We start from the raw sequence: 22,509 nt of genomic DNA on the forward strand, positions 1-22,509 counted from the left end.
GTGACACCATGGAACGGAGAGCGGAACGGGGCGTCGGCGATCGGTCACGTCGAGTCAGTGCGGCCGCATTCGGTGGATCACCAGAACCCCCAGGACGACCATCACGCAGATGACGGCGACAGCGATGGCGGTTTCCATGTCACTCACACTCCTCCGGGAGCGGCCAGAGCGGCGACGTAAGCCCAGAGTACTCCGCACCTCACCCTCAGAGCCGCTTGAAGACCCCCGTCAGCCCCGCGATCAGCATGGCCGCGAGCGCCCATCCGGCGAGCGTGTAACCGGCCGCCCAATAGGCCGTGCCGTCCACGGCGACAAAACGTGAGCGCTCACCCAGATTGGCCCCCGGGACCAGCAGATCGGCGGTATAGATCGCCCCGTTGAACTTCACGTCCGTATCGAGGTTCCTGCCCCGCACGATGTCGTCGCGCCCCTCGGCACGGCTGAACCAGTAGCAGCCGAAGGAGAAGAGGCCGATGATCGGCCCGATGATGAGCCACGGCTGATAGCCGAATCCGACGGTGCCCCGCAGGACCACCTTCCACAGGGTCCGCAAGGGGTGCAGCAGCCTTTCGGTCGAGGTCTTGGGATGGTTGCGCCGACGCCATTCCGCGTTGATCTGAACTTCGCGGGCGTCCCGGTCACTGCCTTCACGCCGATAGACGTCCGCCAGCTGCCGATAGGGCTGCGGCACGAATCCCTCGGTGTCGCGGCTGATCCATTCGAGCCGCTGCTTCGTCTTCATCTCCTCTTCGGATCCGATGCTGTTGTACGTGAATCCATTGAGCCGGACGGGATGCCCGCCGCTCCAGGCCGCATACGAGTCGTACCAGCGCCCGACTTTCGCGGACCGCAGGTCCACGAACCCGGAAAGCCGCCGCGGCAGGAACTGAACCCCCCTGGTGACCTCCGCGCTGAGCAGGGTGATGGCGCACTTGCCGGGCGGAACCGCGGTGAAACTCCCGTCCATGCACTCCAGTTCACCAATGCGCGCCCCGGTGAGATCGACTTCGCCGATGGCGGTGAATCCGTAGGAGCATTTGGCGGTGCCTTCGACGGTGAGCCGTTTGGCGTCGAGGGCTTTGCAGTACTTGTCGCCGGTGGAGGAAGCGGAACCGGCAGCGGGGCTACTGCCACCGTCACCGTCACCGTCACCGCCACCGGCATCCAAACCCCCACCCGCACCCCCATCCCCACCCGCACCCCCACCCGCACCCCCACCCGCATTCCGCCCGATGACAGTCCCCCGACGGAAGTCGAGATCGCCCCCGATGCGCGCGCCGGCGAGATCGACTTCGCCGGTGGCCGTGAATCCGTCGGAGCACTTCATCGTCCCGCCGACGGTGACCCGCTTGGCGTCGAGAGCCTTCCGCCCGGAGGCCCGCACGGTGAACTTCCCCTTGCGGAGATCCAGATCGCCCCCGATCCGCGCCCCGGTGAGGTCGACCTGGCCGGTGGCGGTGAATCCGTCGGAGCATTTCATGGTGCTCTCGACGGTGAGCCGTTCGGCGTCGATGGACTTTCCCTCGGCGGATTCATGGGTGAACGTGCTGTCATGCAGATACAGCCCGCCGCCGATCCGGGCGCCGATCATCCGCACCTCGCCCACGGCGCTGAATTCCTGCCCGCACAACATCGTGCCGCCGACTGCGGTGCCGTACAGATTGAGCGCGACGGAATTGGTTCCCTGGCTGCGGAAACTACCTCCGGAGCAGTCCAGTTCGCCGTATATCCGCGCCCCGCTCATCCGCACTTCGCCGACGGCGGAGAACTGCTCACGGAGAAAGGCCGTGCCCTTGACCTCAAGCCCGTAGGCATCGAGGGCGACGACGTGATCCAGCGTCGAAGCACTGTTGTCGAAGGTGGAGCGGGCGCAGTTGAACTGCCCGCCGATCCGTGCGCCGATGAGCCGGACGAGCCCGGTCAGCCGCGTCCGCTCGAACCAGGCGCTTCCGTCGACGACCATCCTGCTGGCGTCGAGCGCGAGCCCTCCCGGCCGGCTGAAGACACCGTCGTCGCAGTCGAGGGTGCCGTGGATGTGCGCGCCCTGCAGCCTGACTTCACCGGAGGCGGTGAACCGGTCGCCGAGACAGAGATCGTTCTGGGTGTGCAGGGCGTTGCCCTGGAATCCGCGGACATGACACCCCGGCAGCTGGATGCGGACGGCACGGGCGTCGTCGAACAACAGCGGCCGCTCGGCCTCGAAGTAGCAGTCCTCGAGATGCAGGGGCCGGGTCAGGACGGCGGCACTCAGATCCAGTACGCCGACGATGCGGGCCCCGGCGAGCCACAGCACCCGGTGCGTACCGCGGGGACTGCTGTCGACGGGCTTGATCAACAACTCCGCGAGCAGGCCTGCCTCGACAACCCGCTCGTCCCCCCAGCCGGCCCCATCCCCGGCATCGACGGCGACCCCCGCAACGGGTCGAAGGTCCACCACCTCGCCCCCGGCCAGCCTCTCCTCATGACTCCGCGGCGGCCCCGGCACTCCACCCATGACGGCCTCCCCCTGGCCTTTCGGCCCAGGATGGCACCGCATCCCATCGCGGACAGCACGCGACCGGGGGAGCGGCGCAGAGTGAGGAGCGCGCAACTGTCGTACGACGTAGCGCAGTCGGGATCCACGCAGAGGACGGGCCCTACGTACGACGTAGACCTACGTCATATGCCTCAATGCGCGGCGATCAGACCTCCCCTGGGGCGGCCCGCCTCCGTCGGCGGCGGACGCGGCGTCCTTGCGGCATGCGCGGGGCGGCTGATCCCATGGCCTTCGGCGGATCGGACCCTGGGGGCGGAGCATGAGCGGCGGCTTACGAGTCTCACCGTGGAAGCGGTACGGGCATGACCGGCTCTATGTGAGCCTGCCCGGCGGCAAGAGCGTCGCCTGGCTGGACCGCCGAAACGGTGAACTGCACATCCTCGTCGAGGAGTACCGCTCCCAAGCGCAGTCCGCGCTCAGCTCGTACCTGGAGGGCAAGGAGCCCATGCGGGCGACGGCTGCGCCCCGTCCCGTCCCGGAGGGGACTGCCGCCGAAGACCTGGCGGCGAATCGCCCCGGTCGCCAGGTCCAGGACAAGCTTGCCGAGGTCTCACAAGGCGCGTGGCGCGAGTTGGCCGCCCGGCTGCTGGGGCGCCGCACAGAGGCGAGCGCCTGGCGCGCCGGACTCGTGGGCGAGGAGATCGTCGGTGCCGAACTCCGGAGGCTGGAGAGATTCGGCTGGCACGCGCTGCATTCGATACCGCTCGCCCGCAACGTAGATGTGGACCATTTGCTGATGGGCCCCGGCGGCGTGTTCAGCATCAACACCAAACATCACCGCAAGGCAAGGGTCTGGGTCGGGGACGAGTCCGCAAGGATCAACCACGGCAAGCCACAGCCCTATGTGCGCAAGGCGAGGGCGGAGGCAGCACGAGTGACCAGGGCCCTCACCCTCGCCTGCGGCTTTCCGGTGCAGGTCCACCCCGTGCTGGCCATTGTCGGCGCGACGGAGATCCGAACGGTGCCCAGCCTTCTGGACGTCCGGGTGGTCACCGCGCGGCAACTGTCGGCGTTCCGGCCGTTGAAGGGGGCTTTGGCGCCTTCAGAGCTGGCGAAGGTCTACGCCGCGGCCAGGGACCCGCGTACCTGGGCAAAGGCCTGAACCGCGGCGCCGTGAGCGGCCACCCTGCCGCGCCCCTTCGCCACGGAATGCCCGCCGACATCATCGGCCGTTGTCAGACCGGCTGGGCACACTGGACGCCTGACGGCTTCGACCGAAGGGAAACGGCGCGCCCGCCATGACCAACTCACCCACCCCTCCCCCTCCCCTCTCCTCTTCCCCCTCCTCTTCCTCTTCCTCCTCCCGCCCGAAGTTCACGGACGAACACCGCCGAGCCCTACTCGTCACCCGCCACCTGCTGACCCCGACCACGCGGGCCAAGTCCCCCGAACAGGTCGTCGACGCCCTGCTGGCCCTGCATGCCACGGACCCGGCCAGCGTCTACCTCTCGACGGCGGCCCGCATGGGGAGCCCCTCCACGGCGGAGCTGGAACGCGCCCTGTACGAGGACCACACGCTCCTGCGGATGCTCTGCATGCGCCGCACGATGTTCGTGGTCCCCCGCGACCTGGCGCCGGCCGTGGACGCGTCGACGGCCCGCACCGTGGCGGCCCGAGAACGCAAGAACCTCCTCAAGACCCTGAACGACCAACTCGGCTACGACGACCGCTGGTTCAGCAAGATCGAGAAGGACGTGCTGGCGGCCCTGACCGACCTGGGCGAGGCCACCGCGGCCCAACTCTCGGACGCTGTTCCGGCCTTGAAGGCCCAGATCGTCATGGCGCCGGGCAAGCCGTACGAGGCGAGGCCCCGCATCACGAGCCGCTTCCTGTCCGTGATGGCAGCCGAAAGCCGCATCCGCCGGGGCCGCCCGCTGGGCACCTGGGCCTCTTCCCAATACCGCTGGACGATCGCAGAACCCCACCCTGAACTCGCGCCCGACGAGGCCAAGGCAGAGCTGGCCACCCGCTACCTGACGGCCTTCGGCCCCGCCACCACGGAGGACGTGAAGTGGTGGACGGGCTGGACCCTCACGGACACCCGCAAGGCCCTGTCCCGCACCGAGGCCATCGAGGTAGACCTCACCGAAGGCCCGGGCCACGCCCTCCCCGAGCAAGTAACCGATCCCCCCACCCCACCCCCCTCGGCGGCCCTGCTCCCGGCCCTGGACCCGACCCCCATGGGCTGGCGGCACCGCGACTTCTACCTGGACCCCACCCACGTACCCGAACTCTTCGACACGAACGGCAACATCGGCCCCACGGTGTGGTGGAACGGCCGCATCATCGGCAGCTGGACCCAACGCCCGGACGGCGAAATCGTCACGGAGTTGCTGTCGACGGAGGACATCGGCCGAGAGGCTCACCAGTCGATCGCCGCGGAGGCGACCCGCCTGGCGGCCTACTTCGGCGACATTCGCATCCGCCCCAGCTTCCGCACGCCACTGGAGCGCCGCCTCTCGGAATGAAGCCGCTCTGCCGTGGGCTAAGCAACCCCCGCCCGACGCACAGGATGACTACGTTCGAGCCCCATGACGAAGATGCAAGTGGGTACGGCGCCGACAACCTGCACGGTCCGCACGGTCGAGTACCGGGCAGACGGCCTGACGATGGTCGGACACCTGGCCCTCCCACCCGGCACGGACCGCCGCCCCGCGGTACTGCTGGGCCCGGAGGGCCCGGGCCTGAGCGACGTCGAACGCGGCCGGGCCGACGCCCTCGCCGAGTTGGGATACGTGACGCTGGCCTTCGACCTGCACGGCGGAACGTACCTGTCCGAGCCCGAGGAGATGCTGGCCCGCTGCATGCCCCTGCTGGCCGCCCCCGACCGAATGCGGGACATCGGCAATGCGGCACTGGACGTACTGCGCGCCGAACCGCGAACGAACCCCACCCAGATAGCCGCCATCGGCTACGGCACCGGAGGCGCAATAGCCCTGGAACTGGGCCGCGCGGGCATCGACCTGCGAGCGATAGCCACGGTCAACGCCCTGACCACGGGCCAACCGGGCGAGGCGTCCCACATCCGCTGCCCGGTATGGGCCGGAGTCGGTTCGGAAGACCCCATCATGCCGCCTGCACAACGGGAGGCATTCACGGCAGAAATGCAGTCCGCGGGCGTCGACTGGCGCCTGACGACGTACGGCGGAGCCCTCCACGCCTTCCACCACCCCCCGGTGAACCAGCGCACAGTCCCCGGCGTGGCCCACCACCCCCGCCACGCCCAACGAGCCTGGAACGACGTGGTGGCCCTGCTTGCGGAGTGCCTACCAGCAACAAAGTGAGCCACGAGAAACACAGCAAGGGCCTGATCCGCTTCCGGATCAGGCCCTTGACCTGTTACTACGCTGTCGGGGTGGCGGGATTTGAACCCACGACCTCTTCGTCCCGAACGAAGCGCGCTGCCAAGCTGCGCTACACCCCGATGTCGTTGCTCCACCGTCCCGCATTGCTGCAGGCCGTGGCGACATCGATTACTTTAGCGGACCGGCGGCCGGAGACGAAATCCGGTTTTCGGGGGGTGCCCCGGAACCGGGTCCCGGGGCCTCAGGACACGCGCGGTGTCAGGGTCAGAAGCGTCGCCTCCGGAGGGCAGGCGAACCGCATCGGCGTGTAGCGGTTCGCGCCGCAGCCCGCTGAGACGTGGAGGTAGGAGCGGTTGCCCTCCGCCTCGTGGGAGGACAGGCCCTTGACTCGGTCCGTGTCCAGGTCGCAGTTGGTGACCAGCGCCCCGTAGAAGGGGATGCAGACCTGGCCGCCGTGCGTGTGGCCCGCCAGGATCAGGGGGTAGCCGTCCGCGGCGAAGGCGTCCAGGGTGCGCAGGTACGGGGCGTGCACGATGCCCATGGAGAAGTCCGCGCCGGTGTCCGGACCGCCCGCCACGCGCGCGTACCGGTCGCGCTTGATGTGCGGGTCGTCCAGGCCGGTGAGGCCGATCTCGTAGCCCTCGATCTTGAGCGCGCCCCGGGTGTTGGTGAGGTTGACCCAGCCCGCCGCGTCGAAGCCGTCGCGCAGGTCCTCCCAGGGGTTGTGGATCACGCCGACGGCCGGCGCGTTGCCGTTCAGGCCGTGCCTGCCCTGGACCTTCTCGACGAGGTAGCGGGCGGGGTTGCGCGGCTTGGGGCCGTAGTAGTCGTTCGAGCCGAAGACGTACGCCCCGGGGAACTCCATCAGTGGCCCGAGCGCGTCCAGCGTCTCCGGGACTCCCTCCGGGTCGGACAGGTTGTCGCCCGTGTTGATCACGAAGTCGGGGCGCAGGCCCGCCAGCGAGCGGAGCCAGCGCTGCTTCTTGCGCTGCCCGGACACCATGTGGATGTCCGACACCTGGAGGACCCGCAGAGGGCGCATGCCCGGCGGCAGCACGGGAACCGTCACCCGCCTCAGCCGGAACGAGCGGGCCTCGAAGCCCACCGAGTAGGCGAGACCGGCCGCAGCCGTCGCCGTGATGCCCAGGGGTACTGCGTATCGCGCGCGCATACGTCCATCGTGTCAGACCCGAAGGGTCGGTAAATCGGCGGGCGTCGGGCCGTGTGCACCTGCGACAATCACCGCATGACCACGCTCAAGTCGAAGCTTCAGGAAGACCTCACCGCCGCGATCAGGGGGCGTGACGAGCTGCGCTCCTCGACGCTCCGGCTGACCCTCACCGCGATCACGAAGGAGGAGGTCTCGGGCACGTCGGCCCGTGAGCTCTCCGACGACGAGGTGCAGAAGGTCATCGCCCGCGAGGCGAAGAAGCGCCGTGAGGCCGCGGAGGCCTTCGCCAACGGCGGCCGCACCGAGCAGGCCGCCAAGGAGAAGGCGGAGGGCGAGATCCTCGCCGAGTACCTGCCGAAGCAGCTCTCCGATGACGAGCTCCAGGCGATCGTCGCCCAGGCCGTCGAGGAGGCCAAGGCGGCCGGTGCCGAGGGGCCGCGCGCCATGGGGCAGGTCATGAAGATCGTCAACCCGAAGGTCGCGGGGCTCGCCGAGGGCGGCCGTGTCGCCGCCGTCGTGAAGAAGCTGCTGGCCGGTTGACCGGTTGAGGGGGCCCTTCCTGACCGGCTGCGGAGTCTCTTCTTAAGAAGCCTGACCGGCTGCGGAGTCCCTTCTTCAGAAGGGGGCCCTTTCGCCTTAGGGAGGGGCCCTGCCGCTCTTGGGAACGAGTCACTTCCACGCAGTACGACGATGAGGGCGCCCCCTGCACAGACAGGGGGCGCCCTCATCGTCGTACGTAGGAGAAAGACCTAGCGGCCCCAGCCTCCGCCGATCCCGCCGTTCCCATTGCCGCCGTTCCCGCCCCCGCCGATCACGTCCGGCGGCAGCGAGATGTCCGGCCAGGGGTCGCCGCCACCGCCGCCGTCGTGGCCGCCGCCACCCGTGTGGTCGCCGCCGCCCGGCTTGTTGTCGTCGTGGGGCTTGTCCTTGTCCTTGCCCTTGTTGCCGTCCGGGATGTGGATCGTGTTGAAGCCCGGGGCCGGCTTGCCCGCGAGGGCGCCGCTCATCGCGTCGCGCCAGATCGGGCCCGGCACCTCGCCACCGAAGACCTTGTCGTACGGGACGCCGCCGATGGTGATGTCGACCATCTGCCGCTTGTGCTGCGGGTCGCCGACCCAGACCGCGCCCGACATGTTCGGGGTGTAGCCGACGAACCAGGCGGCGTAGCGGTAGTCGGTCGTACCGGTCTTGCCCGCGCTCGGGCGGGAGCCGAGGCCCGCCTGCTGGCCCGTGCCGTCCTCGACGACGCCCTTCAGGAGGGTGTTGATCGTGTCGGCGGTCTTCTGGGACATCGCGCGCGAGCAGGACGACTTCGGCACGGGGAGCGACTTGCCGCCGGGGGCGGAGATCGACTCGATCGCGATCGGCGTGCAGTACGTGCCGCGCGAGGCGAACGTCGCGTACGCGCCCGCCATCGTCAGGGGCGACATCTCCTGGGTGCCGAGCGCGATCGACGGTGCCTGGACCATGTCCTTGCCGTCGGCCCGCTGGACGCCCATCTTGTCGGCCATCTTCGTCACCGGGCAGATGCCGATGTCGCCGATCATCTCCACGTAGTAGGTGTTGACCGACTTCGCGGTCGCTTCCTTCATGGCGTAGGGGCCGACCTCGGACTCGTTCTCGTTGGTGAGCTTCGCGCCGCCGGAGTTCACCCACTTCTTGCCGTCACAGGCGTCGACGCTGCTGGGATACGGCATCTCGTACGGCGAGCCGTAGCTCTTCGTAGGAGGCATTCCGCCCTCCAGGGCGGCCGCCGCGACGATGGGTTTGAAAGTCGAACCCGGCTGGTAGCCCGCGCCGCCGCCCATGGCGTCGTCTACGGAGAGGTTGATCGTGGTCTCGTCCTTCTTGAAGCCGTAGGGCCGCGACTGGCCCATGCCCAGGATCTTCCCTGTGCCCGGCTCGACGATCGTGGCCGCCGTCGCCACGTCGTCCGTCTGGTTGACGTGATCCTTTATCGAGGCCTGCACGGACTGCTGTGCCTGCGGGTCGAGCGTCGTCCTGATCTGCAGACCGCCCTGGTTCCAGACCTTGGCCCGGTCCTCCTTGGTCTTGCCGAAGACCGGGTTGGAGAGGAAGACCTCGCGTACGTAGTCACAGAAGAACCCGGCGCCGCTGACGGCCGTGATGCAGCCGTTCTTGGGCTTGCTCACCTTCAGGCCGAGCGGCGTCTCTTTCGCCGTCTCGGCCTCCGTCTGCGTGATGTCGTGCGTCTCCGCCATGCGCTGGAGGACGACATTGCGGCGCTTGGTGGCCTCTTCCGCGTCGTTGACCGGGTCGTACCGGCTGGGGGACTGGACGATGCCGGCGAGCAGCGCGGCCTCCTGGACCTTCAGGTCCTTGGCGGGCTTGGAGAAGTAGCGCTGGGAGGCCGCCTCGACGCCGTACGCCTGCTGACCGAAGTACGTGATGTTCAGGTAGTTGCTGAGGATGCGCTTCTTGCCGAGCTTGTCCTCGATCTGGATCGCGTACTTCAGCTCGCGGATCTTGCGCCCGAGGGTCTGCTGGGTGGCCTCGGCGACCTTCGTCGGGTCGTCGCCGGCCTCTTCCACGAAGACGTTCTTCACGTACTGCTGGGTGAGGGTGGACGCGCCCTGGGAGACGCCGCCGCTCTGCGCGTTCTGGTTCAGCGCGCGCAGGATGCCCTTCATGTCGACCGCGCCGTGCTCGTAGAAGCGGGCGTCCTCGATCGCGACGATCGCCTTCTGCATGTACGGCGAGATCTCCTTGAGGGGGACCACGGTGCGGTCACGTGAGTAGACCGTCGCGATCGACCCGCCCTTGGAGTCGAGGATCGTGGTGCGCTGACTCAGCGGCGGCTGCTTCAGGTTGGCGGGGATCTCGTCGAACCCCTCGACCGACCCCTTGGCCGCGAGCCCGAGCGCCCCGGCCGCGGGCAGGGCGATACCGGCCAGCACAGCTCCCGCGAGCACGCTGACACCTAGGAACTTCGCGGCCTGCTGAGTTGGTGACAGACCACCGCCCGAGCGCTTCTTTCCCATGAGGGCAGCCTAATCCGTTGTTATGGACGTTCCGAGGGAGCGGTGGTTCCTCCGGGGTGTTCGAGTGCCGGATCGTGACATCAAACGCCGTCCGGACCGGCAGAAATGACCAGTCCGTGGGCACGCAGCCGGGGCAGACAGATCTCCAGCCCACCCGCTCGGACAGACGGCTCGCGCCGCAAGGGCCGGCAGTCGTCGTCCTGACGGCTGAGCAGCGGACGGCTGAGCAGCGGACTGCTGAGCAGCGGACTGCTGAGCAGCGGACTGCTGAGCAGCGGACTGCTGAGCAGCGGACTGCTGAGCACCGGACTGCTGAGCACCGGACTGCTGAGCACCGGACTGCTGAGCACCGGACTGCAGAGCAACGTGAGCCGCCTACGTTCTGATTCGCCGGACAGGCCTCAATGCCTTGGCCTAAGCTGCTCTCAACTGTCACAGCAGTGCGGTTCAGCAACAACCCCTCCGTCATCCCCGAATCTGACGAAGGGCCACCTCCTGCTCCTGGAGAGCTCGAGGGAGTGTCCGAATTCGCCTCATGCGCCATCCGGTGCCCGTTGTGACTCAACTGAAATGCCCGCCTTTGCCGGGTTCCTCACGCATGTCGTCAGCTCACTCCGTCGGGTGATCTGCCGCTTACGCATAGTCCGTTCGGGCCATTCAAGATTGGGCCCGAAGGGGGTGTTGCGCTGTCCCTACCTTCCGTAACGTCCTCAACTGGCGGCGGTGAATATGCCGCTGCCGCCGTGGGGGAGCCTCGATTCGGGAGAGGACGGCGCCGGTATGGGCTGGGTAACCGACTGGAGTGCGCAGGCGGCCTGCCGCACTACCGATCCAGATGAACTGTTCGTTCAAGGAGCAGCGCAGAACAGGGCCAAGGCGGTGTGCACCGGCTGCCCGGTGCGGACCGAGTGCCTGGCCGACGCGCTGGACAACCGCGTCGAGTTCGGCGTGTGGGGTGGCATGACGGAGCGGGAGCGCCGCGCACTGCTGCGCAGGCGTCCGACCGTCACCTCATGGCGCCGACTCCTCGAGACGGCACGCTCCGAGTACGAGCGTGGCGCGGGCCTGCTGCCCGTGGACTTGGAGGACGACGAGACGTACGAGAGCTACGCGGCGGTGGGGTAGCTCCCACGGCGACGGTGGTGACGGCGGGGCCGACCCCGCCACAAGGCCAGAGCCGACCCCGCCACAAGACCAGAAGCGGCTCCGGGCTGCTCAGGCAGCTCCGGCCGGATCACTGTGACCACCGGCCGCGAGCCGGTCACCGATGGCGCGAAGGCCCGCCAGGTCGTGCACATCGCCCGGCAGCGCGGTCACTTCGGCCACGGCCACCTCCGGGTGGAGCGCGGTGAAGCGGTCACGGGTGCGCTGTTCGCGCGCGAGCAACTGCATACGTTCCGCGTGCAGCCGCAGCAGACCGGCGGTGAGCTGATCGACGGACGGTTCGGGCTCTGCGGACGGTTCGCCGGCTGACTCGAGTTCTGCAGACGGCTCGTGCCCCACAGGTGGCTCGTGCCCTACAGGTGGCTCGTGCCCTACAGGCAGCTCGTGAAGTTCAGAAGGTGCTGGATTCTCGGGGCTTTCGGAAGTCTCGGAAGGCTCGGGCGTCTCGGGGGAGTCGACGGCAGCCTCATAGGAGGTACGCCCTCCAACCTTCCCGTCCCCCTGATCCACAATGCGGCTCTCATCAAGATTTTCCGCGGCGGCAAGTGCCCGCTCGGCCGAAAGCTGGGCGGCGCCGCTGCCGTGCACCCGGTTCAGCACGAGTCCGGCGAGCGGCATGTCGTCCGCCGCCAGGCGCTCCACGAAGTACGCCGCCTCGCGCAACGCGTCCCGCTCCGGCGACGCCACCACGAGGAACGCCGTGCCGGGCGCCTGAAGCAGCCGGTACGTCGCGTCCGCGCGGGTGCGGAAACCGCCGAACATGGTGTCCATCGCGGCCACGAACGTCTGCACGTCACGCAGCAGTTGACCCCCGAGGAGCTTGCCCAGGGCGCCCGTCATCATCGACATGCCGACGTTCAGGAACTTCATCCCGGCCCGGCCGCCCACCTTCGCGGGCGCCATCAGGACCCGGATCAGCTTGCCGTCCAGGAACGAGCCGAGGCGCTTCGGCGCGTCGAGGAAGTCCAGGGCCGAGCGCGAGGGCGGAGTGTCGACGACGATCAGGTCCCACTCGTCACGGGACCGCAGCTGCCCCAGCTTCTCCATCGCCATGTACTCCTGCGTGCCCGCGAAGCCCGCCGAAAGCGACTGGTAGAAGGGGTTGTTGAGGATCGCGCTCGCCCGCTCCGCGTCCGCGTGCGCCTCGACGATCTCGTCGAAGGTGCGCTTCATGTCGAGCATCATCGCGTGCAGCTCGCCCGCACCGTCCACGGCCTTCACCCGGCGCGGGACGTTGTCGAGGGAGTCGATCCCCATGGACTGGGCGAGCCTGCGCGCCGGGTCAATGGTCAGGACGACGACCTTGCGGCCCCGCTCGGCGGCCCGCAGGCCGAGCGCGGCGGCCGTCGTCGTCTTGCCGACGCCTCCGGAGCCGCAGCACACCACGATGCGGGTCTTCGGGTCGTCGAGCAGCCCGTCCACGTCGAGGCCGGGCGCCGGGTCCAGAGGTCGTACCGCGTGATCGCTTCGTACGGCGTGGTCTTCGCGGACGGAGCCGTCTCCACGTACCGCTCCACGTACCGCGTGCTCGTCGCGTGCCGGGTCGGACGTCGTCATGCGATCCCTTGCCTCCGCAGTTCCGTCGCGAGTTCGTAGAGGCCCGCCAGGTCCATCCCTCCGGCGAGCATCGGGAGTTCGTGCCGGGGCAGGCCCAGTTCGCCGAGCACCGTCCGCTGGTCGCGCTCCAGGGCGTACCGCTCGGCGTACTCGGCGGCCTGCTCCAGGAGCGGGTCGACGAGCCGCTCCGCGTTGCCGCCGCGCCGCGCGCCGCCCAAGCCCGCCGCGGAGAGGGACTTGGCGATGGCTGTGCGGGGGGCCTGCTCCAGGCCCAGGTCGAGGGAGGCCTCGTCGAGCAGGGCGGGCCGCACCATGTTCACGATGACGCGGCCCACGGGCAGCTGCGCGGCCCGCAGCTCGGCGATCCCGTCGGCGGTCTCCTGGACCGGCATCTCCTCGAGCAGCGTCACCAAGTGGACCGCCGTCTCCGGGGACTTGAGTACGCGCATCACGGCCTGCGCCTGATTGTGTATCGGGCCGATCTTGGCCAGCCCCGCGACCTCGTCGTTGACGTTCAGGAAGCGGGTGATGCGCCCGGTCGGCGGGGCGTCCATCACGACGCAGTCGTACGTGAACCGCCCGCGCTTGTCCTTGCGGCGCACCGCCTCACAGGCCTTGCCGGTGAGCAGGACGTCCCGCAGACCCGGCGCGACGGTGGTGGCGAAGTCGATGGCGCCGAGCTTCTTCAGGGCGCGTCCGGCGCTCCCCAGCTTGTAGAACATCTGGAGGTAGTCGAGCAGCGCCAGTTCGGGGTCGATGGCGAGGGCGTACACCTCCCCGCCGCCCGGAGCGACGGCGATCTTCCGCTCCTCATAGGGCAACGCTTCGGTCTCGAAGAGCTGCGCGATGCCCTGTCTGCCCTCGACCTCGACGAGGAGGGTGCGCTTGCCCTCCGTCGCGAGGGCGAGCGCTAGGGCGGCGGCCACCGTGGTCTTGCCGGTACCACCCTTGCCGCTGACGACCTGGAGCCTGCTCACACTTGTGAGCCTAACCAGTCGCCGTCCGGACTACGCAGGAGGCCACCGTGAGCAGTACCTCACCGCGGCTGAGCAACCCCTCACAACGGCTACAGTCGGCCACATGACCAAGTGGGAATACGCAACCGTGCCGCTGCTCGTCCATGCCACGAAGCAGATTCTGGACACCTGGGGCGAGGACGGCTGGGAGCTCGTCCAGGTCGTGCCCGGGCCGAACCCTGAGCAGCTCGTGGCCTACCTGAAGCGGGAGAAGCAGGCATGAGCGGCGTCGTCGATGCTCGCCTCGCCGAGCTCGGACTGACCCTGCCGGAGGTCGTGCCGCCGCTGGCGACCTACCAGCCGGCCGTCCAGTCCGGTGTGTACGTCTACACCTCGGGGCAGCTCCCGATGGTGGAGGGCAAGCTTCCGGTGACCGGCAAGGTCGGCGCCGAGGTGACCCCCGAAGAGGCCAAGGACCTGGCCCGCACGTGCGCGCTGAACGCGCTTGCCGCGGTGAAGTCGCTGGTGGGCGACCTGGACCGGATCAAGCGTGTCGTGAAGGTCGTCGGCTTCGTGGCCTCGGCCCCCGACTTCACCGGCCAGCCCGGAGTGATCAACGGCTCCAGCGAGCTGCTCGGCGAGGTCCTCGGCGACAAGGGCGTGCACGCCCGCAGCGCCGTCGGCGTCGCGGTCCTGCCGCTGGACGCGCCGGTCGAGGTCGAGATCCAGGTGGAGCTGACGGAGGCATGATCGTCTTCCAGGTGGAGCTGACGGAGGCGTGATCGCCCTCCGGGAGGAACGAGCGGTGGCGTGATCGCTTTCCGGGAGGAACCGGCGGTGGCGTGATCGCCTTCCGGGAGGTGCCAGCGGTGGCTGCATCGCTGCCTCCTGGCACCCGGTAGTTGCCTCTCGAACATCAGCCCACCAGGAGATAGCCTCCGCCCATGGCTAATGGGCAGTGGTATCCCCCGGAGTGGCCCGACCGCATCCGTGCGCTGAGCAGCGGCGAACTGACGCCGGCTGTTCCGCGCCGGGCCGCCACGGTCATGCTCCTGCGGGACTCCGCGACGGGCCCCGCCGTGCACATGCTGCGCAGACGCGCCTCCATGGCCTTCGCCGGAGGCGCGTACGCGTATCCGGGCGGCGGAGTGGACCCGCGTGACGACGACCGCCTGGTCAGCTGGGCGGGCCCGTCCCTGGCCTCCTGGGCTGCGCGGCTCGGCGTCGACGAGTCCGGCGCCCAGGCGATCGTGTGCGCGGCGGTGCGCGAGACGTACGAGGAGGCGGGCGTGCTCCTTGCGGGCCCCACCCCCTCGACCGTCGTCGGCGACACCACCGGCGACGACTGGGAGGCCGACCGGGAGGCCCTGGTGGCCCGTGAGTTCTCCTTCGCCGAGTTCCTGGACCGGCGTGGCCTTGTCCTCCGTAGCGACCTGCTTGCCGCCTGGGCGCGGTGGATCACTCCGGAGTTCGAGCCCAAGCGGTACGACACGTTCTTCTTCGTGGCCGTGCTCCCGGAGGGGCAGCGCACCCGCAACGCCTCTACGGAGGCCGACCGGACAGTGTGGATCGCTCCGGAGAAGGCCACGGAGGGGTACGACAAGGGCGAGCTCCTGATGATGCCGCCGACCATCGCCACGCTGCGCCAACTGAGCGCCTACGGAGCCGCCGCCGACGCCCTGGCCGCCGCCCCGGAGCGCGATCTGACGCCGGTCCTCGCCCAAGCCCGCCTGGAGGACGGCGAGTTGGTCCTGACCTGGCCGGGGCACGACGAGTTCACCAAGCACATCCCTACAGGGGGAGCCGCATGACCGAAGCCGCAGCCCTCCCCGGACAGCCCCGGGGCGGAGTCCTCAGCGGTCCCGCCACCGCCCGTACCGTGAACGTGCTGGCGCCCAACGCGTCCGCCATGACGCTGGACGGCACCAACACGTGGATCGTCGCGGAGCCGGACTCCGACCTCGCGGTCGTCATCGACCCGGGCCCGCTGGACGACGCCCACCTCCAGAACGTCATCGCCACCGCCGAGCGGGCCGGGCGGCGCGTCGCCCTGACCCTGCTCACCCACGGCCACCCGGACCACGCGGAGGGCGCCGCCCGCTTCGCCGAGCTGACCGGCACCAAGGTGCGGGCCCTCGACCCGGCGCTGCGCCTGGGCGACGAGGGCCTCGGCGCGGGGGACGTCGTCACGACGGGCGGCCTGGAGCTGCGCGTGGTCCCGACGCCGGGCCACACGGCGGACTCCCTGTGCTTCCATCTCCCGGCCGATCGGTCCGTCCTGACGGGCGATACGGTCCTGGGCCGCGGTACGACGGTCGTGGCGCACCCTGACGGCCGTCTGGGGGACTATCTGGACTCGCTGCGGCGGCTGCGCTCCCTGACCGTCGACGACGGCGTGCACACGGTCCTGCCGGGCCACGGCCCGGTCCTGGAGGACGCCCAGGGCGCGGTCGACTTCTACCTCGCCCACCGCGCCAACCGCCTCGCCCAGGTCGAGACGGCCGTCGAGAACGGCTACGTGAAGGCCGCGGACGTCGTCGCCCATGTGTACGCCGACGTGGACCGCTCACTGTGGCCGGCGGCGGAGCTTTCGGTGCGGGCGCAGCTGGACTATCTGCGTGAGCACGGGCTGATCTAGCGGGCCCCGGATACGCCGATGGGGTCCCGCCTCTCAGAGAGGCGGGACCCCATCGGCGTACGACGAAGTGTCGGTGAACCGGCGTCAGCGTGACCGCTTGGCCAGGCGCTCCACGTCCAGCAGGATCACCGCGCGGGCCTCGAGACGGAGCCAGCCGCGGCCCGCGAAGTCCGCCAGAGCCTTGTTGACCGTCTCGCGGGAGGCGCCGACCAGCTGGGCGAGCTCTTCCTGCGTGAGGTCGTGCACGACGTGGATGCCCTCTTCGGACTGCACGCCGAAGCGGCGCGACAGGTCGAGGAGCGCGCGGGCCACACGGCCCGGCACGTCGGAGAAGACCAGGTCGGACATCTGGTCGTTGGTCTTGCGCAGACGGCGTGCGACGGCACGCAGCAGCGCCGCGGCCACCTCGGGCCGCGCGTTCAGCCAGGGCTGGAGGTCGCCGTGGCCGAGGCCCAGCAGCTTGACCTCGGTGAGGGCGGACGCCGTGGCCGTACGCGGCCCCGGGTCGAACAGCGACAGCTCACCGATGAGCTCGCCGGGGCCGAGCACCGCGAGCATGTTCTCGCGGCCGTCGGGCGAGGTCCGGTGAAGCTTCACCTTGCCCTCGGTGACCACGTAAAGGCGGTCTCCGGGGTCGCCCTCATGGAAAAGCGCATCCCCGCGCGCGAGCGTCACCTCACTCATGGAGGCGCGGAGCTCCGCGGCCTGCTCGTCATCGAGCGCCGCGAAGAGCGGGGCGCGCCGCAGAACGTCGTCCACGAGTTCTCTCCTTGTCGACCTGCATCAGGGGACCGTGCTCCCCATCTTGCCGGACGGTCCAAACAGTGTGATCAGTCACAAGTCTGCCGCACCGGCGTCCGATGCTGTGCGGGAGGGGGCCAATTGGGGGCCGATCCATGGGGTCAGGGGCGGATGTCAGTGCCGGGCTCTAGGCTGGCCGGGTGTCCAAAAAGCCGGTGAGAGCACAGGCCGAGGGGGCTGGAAGGGTGAGCGCACGCCGTGATTCCGCTGTGGGCGAACAGACTTCCACTGAGTCAGAGAATGCGACAAAAGGGACAAGGGTGCCACCGGTGAAGAAGTCTTCGGCCAAGTCGGTCACCTCCGCCGAGAGGGGGTCGGGTACGCCCGCGAAGAAGGCGGCCGCGGTGAAGAAGGTGACCGCGGCGAAGAAGGTGACCGCGGGGAAGGGGACGGCACCCGCCAAGAAGGCGACCCCGGCAAAGCAGACCGCCTCCGCCAAGAAGGCGACCCCGGCAAAGCAGACCGCCTCCGCCAAGAAGACCGCCTCTGCCAAGAAGGCCACCCCCGCGAAGAAAGCCGCCCCCGCCAAAGCACTCAACCCTCTCAACCCCCCCGAACCCCCCAAAACCGAATCCCGCACCGCCCTCGTCCGCCGAGCCCGCCGCATCAACCGCGAGCTCGCCGAGGTCTACTCGTACGCCCACCCCGAGCTCGACTTCGAGAACCCCTTCGAGCTCCTGGTCGCCACGGTCCTCTCCGCGCAGACGACCGACCTGCGGGTGAACCAGACGACGCCCCGCCTCTTCGCCGCGTACCCCACCCCGGAGGACCTCGCCGCGGCCAACCCCGAAGAGGTCGAGGAGCTGATCCGGCCGACCGGGTTCTTCCGGGCGAAGACGAAGTCGATCATGGGTCTCGCCGCGGCCCTGCGGGACAACCACGGCGGCGAGGTCCCCGGCCGCATAGAGGACTTGGTCAAGCTGCCCGGCGTGGGCCGCAAGACGGCGTTCGTGGTGCTCGGCAACGCCTTCGGAGTCCCCGGAATCACCGTGGACACCCACTTCGGGCGCCTCGTCCGCCGCTGGAAGTGGACCGAGGAGACGGACCCGGAGAAGGTCGAGGCCGCCGTCGCGGAGCTCTTCCCGAAGAGTGAGTGGACGATGCTCTCGCACCGCGTGATCTTCCACGGCCGCCGCATCTGTCACGCCCGCAAGCCCGCCTGCGGCGCCTGCCCCATCGCCGGCCTCTGTCCGTCGTACGGAGAGGGCGAGACCGACCCGGAGAAGGCGAGGAAGCTCCTCAAGTACGAGATGGGCGGCCTGCCCGGCCAGCGGCTCAAGCCCCCGCCGGACTTCCCGGGAAAGGCGGCGCCCCCACTGGGCGCGGCATGAGCGGGCGACCGGCCGGGGAACGGACCGGCGAGGAACCAACGGAGGGTCCACAGGCGTTGTCCACAGTTGGACGGGGGTGCCGATGACGCACGCGAGCGATACCAGCGATACGAGTCATACGTACATGAGCAACGGGAACGGCTTCCAGGAGCCCGCCGGCGGCACCGGCCAGGACGGCCACAACGGCCACGTGCGCGTCAGCGCGGACGGCCTCCCCGCCTGGCTGACCCCCGTCGCCCGCGCCGCGGAGACCGTCGAGCCGACCCAGCTCAGCCGTTTTCTGCCCCCGGAGAGCGGCGCCGGCCGCCAGTCCGCCGTACTGATCCTCTTCGGAGAGGGTGCCCAAGGCCCCGAGCTGTTGCTCATGGAGCGCTCCGGCAGCCTCCGCTCGCACGCGGGCCAGCCCTCCTTCCCCGGCGGCGCCCTCGACCCCGAGGACGGCGATCCGCAGACCGACGGCCCGCTGCGGGCCGCGCTCCGGGAGGCCGAGGAGGAGACCGGGCTCGACCCCAGCGGCGTCCAGCTCTTCGGCGTGCTGCCCCGGCTCTTCATCCCGGTGAGCGATTTCGTGGTCACGCCCGTACTGGGTTGGTGGCGTTCCCCCAGTCCCGTCGGCGTGGTCGATCCGGCCGAGACGGCCCGTGTCTTCACGGTTCCCGTGTCAGATCTCACGGATCCCGACAACCGCGCGACGACCGTTCATCCGAGCGGCCACCAGGGCCCCGCCTTCCTCGTCGAATCCGCTCTGGTCTGGGGTTTTACGGCCGGAGTGATCGACAGGATCCTGCACTTCGCGGGCTGGGAGCGCCCCTGGGACCGCTCGAAGCAGGTCCCGCTCGACTGGCGCGCATGACAAGGTTGCGGGGACGTGGCGACCGCGATGCGAGGCGAGGATTGAATCGGTGAACGTGCTGGACATCCTGTTGGTGGTCGCCGCCGTGTGGTTCGCGGTGGTCGGCTACCGGCAGGGATTCGTCGTCGGCATCCTGTCGGTGATCGGGTTCCTGGGCGGCGGCCTCGTCGCGGTGTACCTGCTGCCCGTCATCTGGGGTGCCTTCACGGACGACAAGCAGGCGGTGGGCACGACGGCCGCCGTGGTGGCCGTCGTCATCGTGATCGTCTGCGCGTCGGTCGGCCAGGCCTTCACCACGCACCTCGGCAACAAGCTGCGCAGATACATCACCTGGCAGCCCGCCCGCGCCCTGGACGCGACGGGCGGCGCGCTGGTCAACGTGGTGGCGATGCTCCTGGTCGCCTGGCTGATCGGCTCCGCCCTCGCGGGTACGACGCTGCCGACGCTCGGCAAGGAAGTCCGTAACTCCAAGATCCTGCTCGGCGTCTCCCGCGCCCTGCCCAACCAGGCCGACACCTGGTTCGCGGACTTCTCCTCCGTCCTCGCGCGCAACGGCTTCCCGCAGGTCTTCAGCCCGTTCTCGAACGAGCCCATCACCGAGGTCCAGGCCCCCGACCCGGCGCTCGCCAAGAGCGCGGTCGCGACGCGGGCCAAGCGCTCCATCGTGAAGGTGCAGGGCGAGGCGCGCGGCTGCGGCAAGGTCCTGGAAGGCACCGGCTTCGTCTTCGCCGAGCGCCGTGTGATGACCAACGCGCATGTGGTGGGCGGCGTCGACGAGCCGACGGTGCAGATAGGCGGTGACGGCAGGACGTACGACGCGAAGGTGGTGCTCTACGACTGGGAGCGCGACATCGCCGTACTGGACGTGCCGACCCTCCAGGCCCCCGCGCTCCAGTTCACGTCGAAGGACGCGACCAGCGGCGCCGGCGCGATCGTCGCGGGCTTCCCGGAGAACGGCCCCTACGACGTGCGCCCCGCGCGCGTACGCGGCCGCATCACGGCCAACGGCCCGGACATCTACCACCGGGGCACGGTGCGTCGCGACGTCTACTCGCTGTACGCGACGGTCCGCCAGGGCAACTCCGGCGGCCCGCTGCTCACGCCGGACGGCAAGGTGTACGGCGTGGTGTTCGCGAAGTCCCTGGACGACCCGGACACGGGCTACGCGCTCACCGCCGACGAGGTCCGCGAGGACATCGAGGCAGGCCGCACCGCCAACCAGGAGGTCGACAGCGAGGGGTGCGCGCTCTAGCGCGGGGCGGGGCGCCGCTGGGACTCGGCCGCGCTGCCGGGACTCGGCGGCGCTGCCGGGACTCAGTCGCGCTGCCGGGACTCAGTCGCGCGGACGCGGCTCAGTCGCGTGTATGCCGCAGCCGCGCCGAGACCCAGCGGGCCCTGCGGCGCAGGATGCGTGGAATGCCGATGCCCTGAGCAGGGTCTTCGTGGCCCGGATCGTGTGGGCCACCCCCCTCGTGGCTGTTCACCGCTGTGGCCGAGCGGCGGTTGCGTGCTGCGTCACTGTAGTCGTGCGTCCAGCCCATACCCCGACGTGTGCCCGTGCCTCAAGGTCGGTAACCCCGCACAGGGGCCCCAATTGGCCTATGCAGGGGGCAAGTGGCCGTTCGAAGGACGGGTGTTCCCCACTCCGCCGTTCCGGGCCCCGGAGGCCTACCGATCCGGCTCGGGATCCTTCAACCAGTTGACCAGCTCGGTCGAGAAAGCAACAGGGTCTTCTTCGTGCGGAAAGTGCCCCAGGCCGTCGAACAGGCGCCAGCGGTACGGCGCTTCGACGTATTCGCCGGAGCCCGCCGCGCTCCTCGTACGCATCACGGGGTCGAGCGAGCCGTGGAGGTGCAGCGTGGGGACCCGCACCGGCCGCTTCATGCGCCGGTTGAACTGGATGCCGTCCGGGCGGGCCATCGACCGCACCATCCAGCGGTACGGCTCGATGGAGCAGTGCGCCGTCGAGGGGATGGTCATCGCCCGCTGGTACGTCTCCACCGTCTCGTCGTCCGGCAGCCGCGGCCCCGACCAGTCGCGGACCAGGCGGCCCACCAGCGCCCCGTCGTCCGCGACCAGTTGACGCTCCGGCAGCCACGGCCGCTGGAAGCCCCAGACGTACGAACCGGCGGCGGTCTGCCTGCGGTCCGACAGCATCGCCGAGCGCCAGCGCCGCGGATGCGGCATCGAGGAGACGGCGAGCCGGCGCACCAGCTTGGGCCGCATCACGGCCGCCGTCCACGCGAGATACCCGCCCAGGTCGTGCCCGACGAGCGCGGCGTCCGGCTCGCCGAGCGACCGCACGACGCCCGTGATGTCGAGCGCGAGGTTCGCCGGGTCGTAGCCGCGCGGCGTACGGTCGCTGCCGCCCACGCCCCGCAGGTCCATCGCGACCGCGCGGAAGCCCGCGTCGGCGAGCGCCACCAGCTGGTGCCGCCAGGTCCACCAGAACTGCGGGAAGCCGTGAAGGAGCAGCACCAGCGGCCCGTCACCCAGCTCGGCGATGTGGAAGCGCGCGCCGTTGGCGGCGACATCACGGTGCGTCCAGGGACCTTCGATACGTACGACCGAGGTCGGCTGGGCCGAAAGGGGGGCGGGCTGAGCGGGGTCCGTCATGAAGACGAGCGTGCCACAGCCGGAGCCTTGTCACCGACAGGGAGCTCGGGAGCACCCGACGGGCTCACCGCGCGGGGATGCGGCTTGACGTTCCCCAGTACGGCAGCCGTCTCCTTGGCCGAAGCGGCGGCCTTCTGCGGGCCGCGGCCCTTCTTGGCCTTCTTCGCGAAGATGACGCCGATCAGCGCGAGCACGACCGCGACCAGCACGTTCGCCGCGAACGACAGCACGAAGCAGATGGCCATGTTCCAGCCGCTCCAGGTACGGATGCCGTAGGCGAGGGCGAAGCTCAGCATCGGCAGCGAGAAGATCAGCACGGCACCGGCCGCGGCGAACGCGGCACCGCCGACCGCACCCCGCTTGACGTCCTGCCGCAGCTGGGCCTTGGCCAGCGCGATCTCGTCGTGCACCAGCGCCGACATCTCGCTGGTCGCGGCGGAGACCAGCTGCCCGAGGCTGCGCTCGGTGCCGACGGGCCCGTCGGGTGCGCTCATCGCGTACTCCCCTTTTCCGTAGGCCTGCATAAGCCTGCTCGGATACGTCTGTTCGGATACGACTGTTCGGATATGACTGCTCAGC

22 protein-coding genes and 1 tRNA gene are annotated in these 22,509 nt (G+C 69.6%); 12 read left to right on the top strand and 11 right to left on the bottom strand.

What is annotated here, in order from left to right; all coding sequences use genetic code 11:
* Positions 1 to 205 precede the first annotated feature (205 nt).
* Positions 206 to 2,434: a hypothetical protein gene (locus ACIBKX_RS23440; RefSeq protein ID WP_363273793.1), complete on the bottom strand. Its 2,229-nt coding sequence runs from the start codon at positions 2,432 to 2,434 to the stop codon at positions 206 to 208.
* Between the two features lie 361 nt (positions 2,435 to 2,795).
* Here ACIBKX_RS23440 and ACIBKX_RS23445 point away from each other — a divergent pair, with 361 nt between their 5' ends.
* The 3 genes from ACIBKX_RS23445 to ACIBKX_RS23455 all read left to right on the top strand — a co-directional run bounded on the left by ACIBKX_RS23445 (position 2,796) and on the right by ACIBKX_RS23455 (position 5,820).
* The gene (locus ACIBKX_RS23445) at positions 2,796 to 3,638 is read left to right on the top strand and encodes a nuclease-related domain-containing protein (protein ID WP_363273792.1); all 843 of its coding nucleotides are present in this window, start codon (positions 2,796 to 2,798) and stop codon (positions 3,636 to 3,638) included.
* Positions 3,639 to 3,774: 136 nt separating this feature from the next.
* Positions 3,775 to 5,004: a winged helix DNA-binding domain-containing protein gene (locus ACIBKX_RS23450; RefSeq protein ID WP_363273791.1), complete on the top strand. Its 1,230-nt coding sequence runs from the start codon at positions 3,775 to 3,777 to the stop codon at positions 5,002 to 5,004.
* Positions 5,005 to 5,067: 63 nt separating this feature from the next.
* Positions 5,068 to 5,820: a dienelactone hydrolase family protein gene (locus tag ACIBKX_RS23455; RefSeq protein ID WP_363273790.1), complete on the top strand. Its 753-nt coding sequence runs from the start codon at positions 5,068 to 5,070 to the stop codon at positions 5,818 to 5,820.
* Positions 5,821 to 5,886: 66 nt separating this feature from the next.
* On the opposite strand, the gene ACIBKX_RS23460 is transcribed toward ACIBKX_RS23455, so the two are convergent.
* Together ACIBKX_RS23460 and ACIBKX_RS23465 are read right to left on the bottom strand one after the other, a co-directional pair.
* A tRNA-Pro gene (locus ACIBKX_RS23460) sits at positions 5,887 to 5,960 on the bottom strand.
* A gap of 122 nt (positions 5,961 to 6,082) precedes the next feature.
* Positions 6,083 to 7,012, bottom strand: a complete 930-nt coding sequence (locus tag ACIBKX_RS23465; protein WP_363273789.1) for a metallophosphoesterase — start codon at positions 7,010 to 7,012, stop codon at positions 6,083 to 6,085.
* A gap of 75 nt (positions 7,013 to 7,087) precedes the next feature.
* Between ACIBKX_RS23465 and ACIBKX_RS23470 the strand changes: the two genes are divergently transcribed.
* Positions 7,088 to 7,552: a GatB/YqeY domain-containing protein gene (locus ACIBKX_RS23470; protein ID WP_363273788.1), complete on the top strand. Its 465-nt coding sequence runs from the start codon at positions 7,088 to 7,090 to the stop codon at positions 7,550 to 7,552.
* Between the two features lie 209 nt (positions 7,553 to 7,761).
* Here ACIBKX_RS23470 and ACIBKX_RS23475 read toward each other — a convergent pair whose 3' ends face one another.
* Positions 7,762 to 10,014 carry a transglycosylase domain-containing protein gene (locus ACIBKX_RS23475; protein WP_363273787.1) on the bottom strand — a complete coding sequence of 751 codons (2,253 nt, stop codon included), beginning with the start codon at positions 10,012 to 10,014 and terminating at the stop codon, positions 7,762 to 7,764.
* An 80-nt stretch (positions 10,015 to 10,094) separates the two neighbouring features.
* Complete coding sequence (locus tag ACIBKX_RS23480) at positions 10,095 to 10,364, bottom strand: hypothetical protein (RefSeq protein ID WP_363273786.1); 270 nt, start codon at positions 10,362 to 10,364, stop codon at positions 10,095 to 10,097.
* Between the two features lie 430 nt (positions 10,365 to 10,794).
* On the opposite strand from ACIBKX_RS23480, the gene ACIBKX_RS23485 reads away from it, so the two are divergent.
* A complete protein-coding gene (locus ACIBKX_RS23485; protein WP_167828965.1) occupies positions 10,795 to 11,139 on the top strand; it encodes a WhiB family transcriptional regulator in 345 nt (114 codons plus the stop codon).
* A 90-nt stretch (positions 11,140 to 11,229) separates the two neighbouring features.
* Here ACIBKX_RS23485 and ACIBKX_RS23490 read toward each other — a convergent pair whose 3' ends face one another.
* Together ACIBKX_RS23490 and ACIBKX_RS23495 are read right to left on the bottom strand one after the other, a co-directional pair.
* Positions 11,230 to 12,735 (bottom strand): ArsA family ATPase, encoded by a 1,506-nt coding sequence (locus tag ACIBKX_RS23490; protein WP_363273785.1) that lies wholly within the window; start codon positions 12,733 to 12,735, stop codon positions 11,230 to 11,232.
* Positions 12,732 to 13,712 (bottom strand): ArsA-related P-loop ATPase, encoded by a 981-nt coding sequence (locus tag ACIBKX_RS23495; protein ID WP_363273784.1) that lies wholly within the window; start codon positions 13,710 to 13,712, stop codon positions 12,732 to 12,734. The genes ACIBKX_RS23490 and ACIBKX_RS23495 overlap by 4 nt, the downstream gene beginning before the upstream one ends.
* A gap of 103 nt (positions 13,713 to 13,815) precedes the next feature.
* Between ACIBKX_RS23495 and ACIBKX_RS23500 the strand changes: the two genes are divergently transcribed.
* The 4 genes from ACIBKX_RS23500 to ACIBKX_RS23515 all read left to right on the top strand — a co-directional run bounded on the left by ACIBKX_RS23500 (position 13,816) and on the right by ACIBKX_RS23515 (position 16,329).
* Positions 13,816 to 13,974, top strand: coding sequence for a DUF4177 domain-containing protein (locus tag ACIBKX_RS23500; RefSeq protein WP_009189813.1), 159 nt, complete (start codon positions 13,816 to 13,818; stop codon positions 13,972 to 13,974).
* A complete protein-coding gene (locus tag ACIBKX_RS23505; RefSeq protein WP_363273783.1) occupies positions 13,971 to 14,441 on the top strand; it encodes a RidA family protein in 471 nt (156 codons plus the stop codon). The genes ACIBKX_RS23500 and ACIBKX_RS23505 overlap by 4 nt, the downstream gene beginning before the upstream one ends.
* 194 nt (positions 14,442 to 14,635) lie before the next feature.
* Complete coding sequence (locus ACIBKX_RS23510) at positions 14,636 to 15,502, top strand: NUDIX hydrolase (protein WP_363273782.1); 867 nt, start codon at positions 14,636 to 14,638, stop codon at positions 15,500 to 15,502.
* The gene (locus ACIBKX_RS23515; protein WP_363273781.1) at positions 15,499 to 16,329 is read left to right on the top strand and encodes an MBL fold metallo-hydrolase; all 831 of its coding nucleotides are present in this window, start codon (positions 15,499 to 15,501) and stop codon (positions 16,327 to 16,329) included. The genes ACIBKX_RS23510 and ACIBKX_RS23515 overlap by 4 nt, the downstream gene beginning before the upstream one ends.
* 84 nt (positions 16,330 to 16,413) lie before the next feature.
* Here ACIBKX_RS23515 and ACIBKX_RS23520 read toward each other — a convergent pair whose 3' ends face one another.
* Positions 16,414 to 17,088: a Crp/Fnr family transcriptional regulator gene (locus ACIBKX_RS23520; RefSeq protein ID WP_016642758.1), complete on the bottom strand. Its 675-nt coding sequence runs from the start codon at positions 17,086 to 17,088 to the stop codon at positions 16,414 to 16,416.
* A 311-nt stretch (positions 17,089 to 17,399) separates the two neighbouring features.
* On the opposite strand from ACIBKX_RS23520, the gene nth reads away from it, so the two are divergent.
* The 3 genes from nth to ACIBKX_RS23535 all read left to right on the top strand — a co-directional run bounded on the left by nth (position 17,400) and on the right by ACIBKX_RS23535 (position 20,566).
* Positions 17,400 to 18,461, top strand: a complete 1,062-nt coding sequence (nth, locus tag ACIBKX_RS23525; protein WP_363273780.1) for an endonuclease III — start codon at positions 17,400 to 17,402, stop codon at positions 18,459 to 18,461.
* Between the two features lie 124 nt (positions 18,462 to 18,585).
* Positions 18,586 to 19,314 (top strand): CoA pyrophosphatase, encoded by a 729-nt coding sequence (locus ACIBKX_RS23530; protein WP_363273779.1) that lies wholly within the window; start codon positions 18,586 to 18,588, stop codon positions 19,312 to 19,314.
* A gap of 49 nt (positions 19,315 to 19,363) precedes the next feature.
* Complete coding sequence (locus ACIBKX_RS23535; RefSeq protein ID WP_363273778.1) at positions 19,364 to 20,566, top strand: MarP family serine protease; 1,203 nt, start codon at positions 19,364 to 19,366, stop codon at positions 20,564 to 20,566.
* A gap of 100 nt (positions 20,567 to 20,666) precedes the next feature.
* Here ACIBKX_RS23535 and ACIBKX_RS23540 read toward each other — a convergent pair whose 3' ends face one another.
* From ACIBKX_RS23540 to ACIBKX_RS23550, 3 genes are all read right to left on the bottom strand, one after another.
* On the bottom strand, positions 20,667 to 20,855 hold the full coding sequence (locus ACIBKX_RS23540; RefSeq protein ID WP_363273777.1) for a hypothetical protein: 189 nt from the start codon (positions 20,853 to 20,855) through the stop codon (positions 20,667 to 20,669).
* A gap of 127 nt (positions 20,856 to 20,982) precedes the next feature.
* Positions 20,983 to 21,930 (bottom strand): alpha/beta hydrolase, encoded by a 948-nt coding sequence (locus tag ACIBKX_RS23545; RefSeq protein WP_363273776.1) that lies wholly within the window; start codon positions 21,928 to 21,930, stop codon positions 20,983 to 20,985.
* The gene (locus ACIBKX_RS23550) at positions 21,927 to 22,424 is read right to left on the bottom strand and encodes a phage holin family protein (protein WP_363273775.1); all 498 of its coding nucleotides are present in this window, start codon (positions 22,422 to 22,424) and stop codon (positions 21,927 to 21,929) included. The genes ACIBKX_RS23545 and ACIBKX_RS23550 overlap by 4 nt, the downstream gene beginning before the upstream one ends.
* Positions 22,425 to 22,509 lie beyond the last annotated feature (85 nt).

The sequence above is a fragment of the Streptomyces sp. NPDC050658 genome (genome assembly GCF_044457025.1).
Taxonomy (GTDB): Bacteria; Actinomycetota; Actinomycetes; order Streptomycetales; family Streptomycetaceae; genus Streptomyces.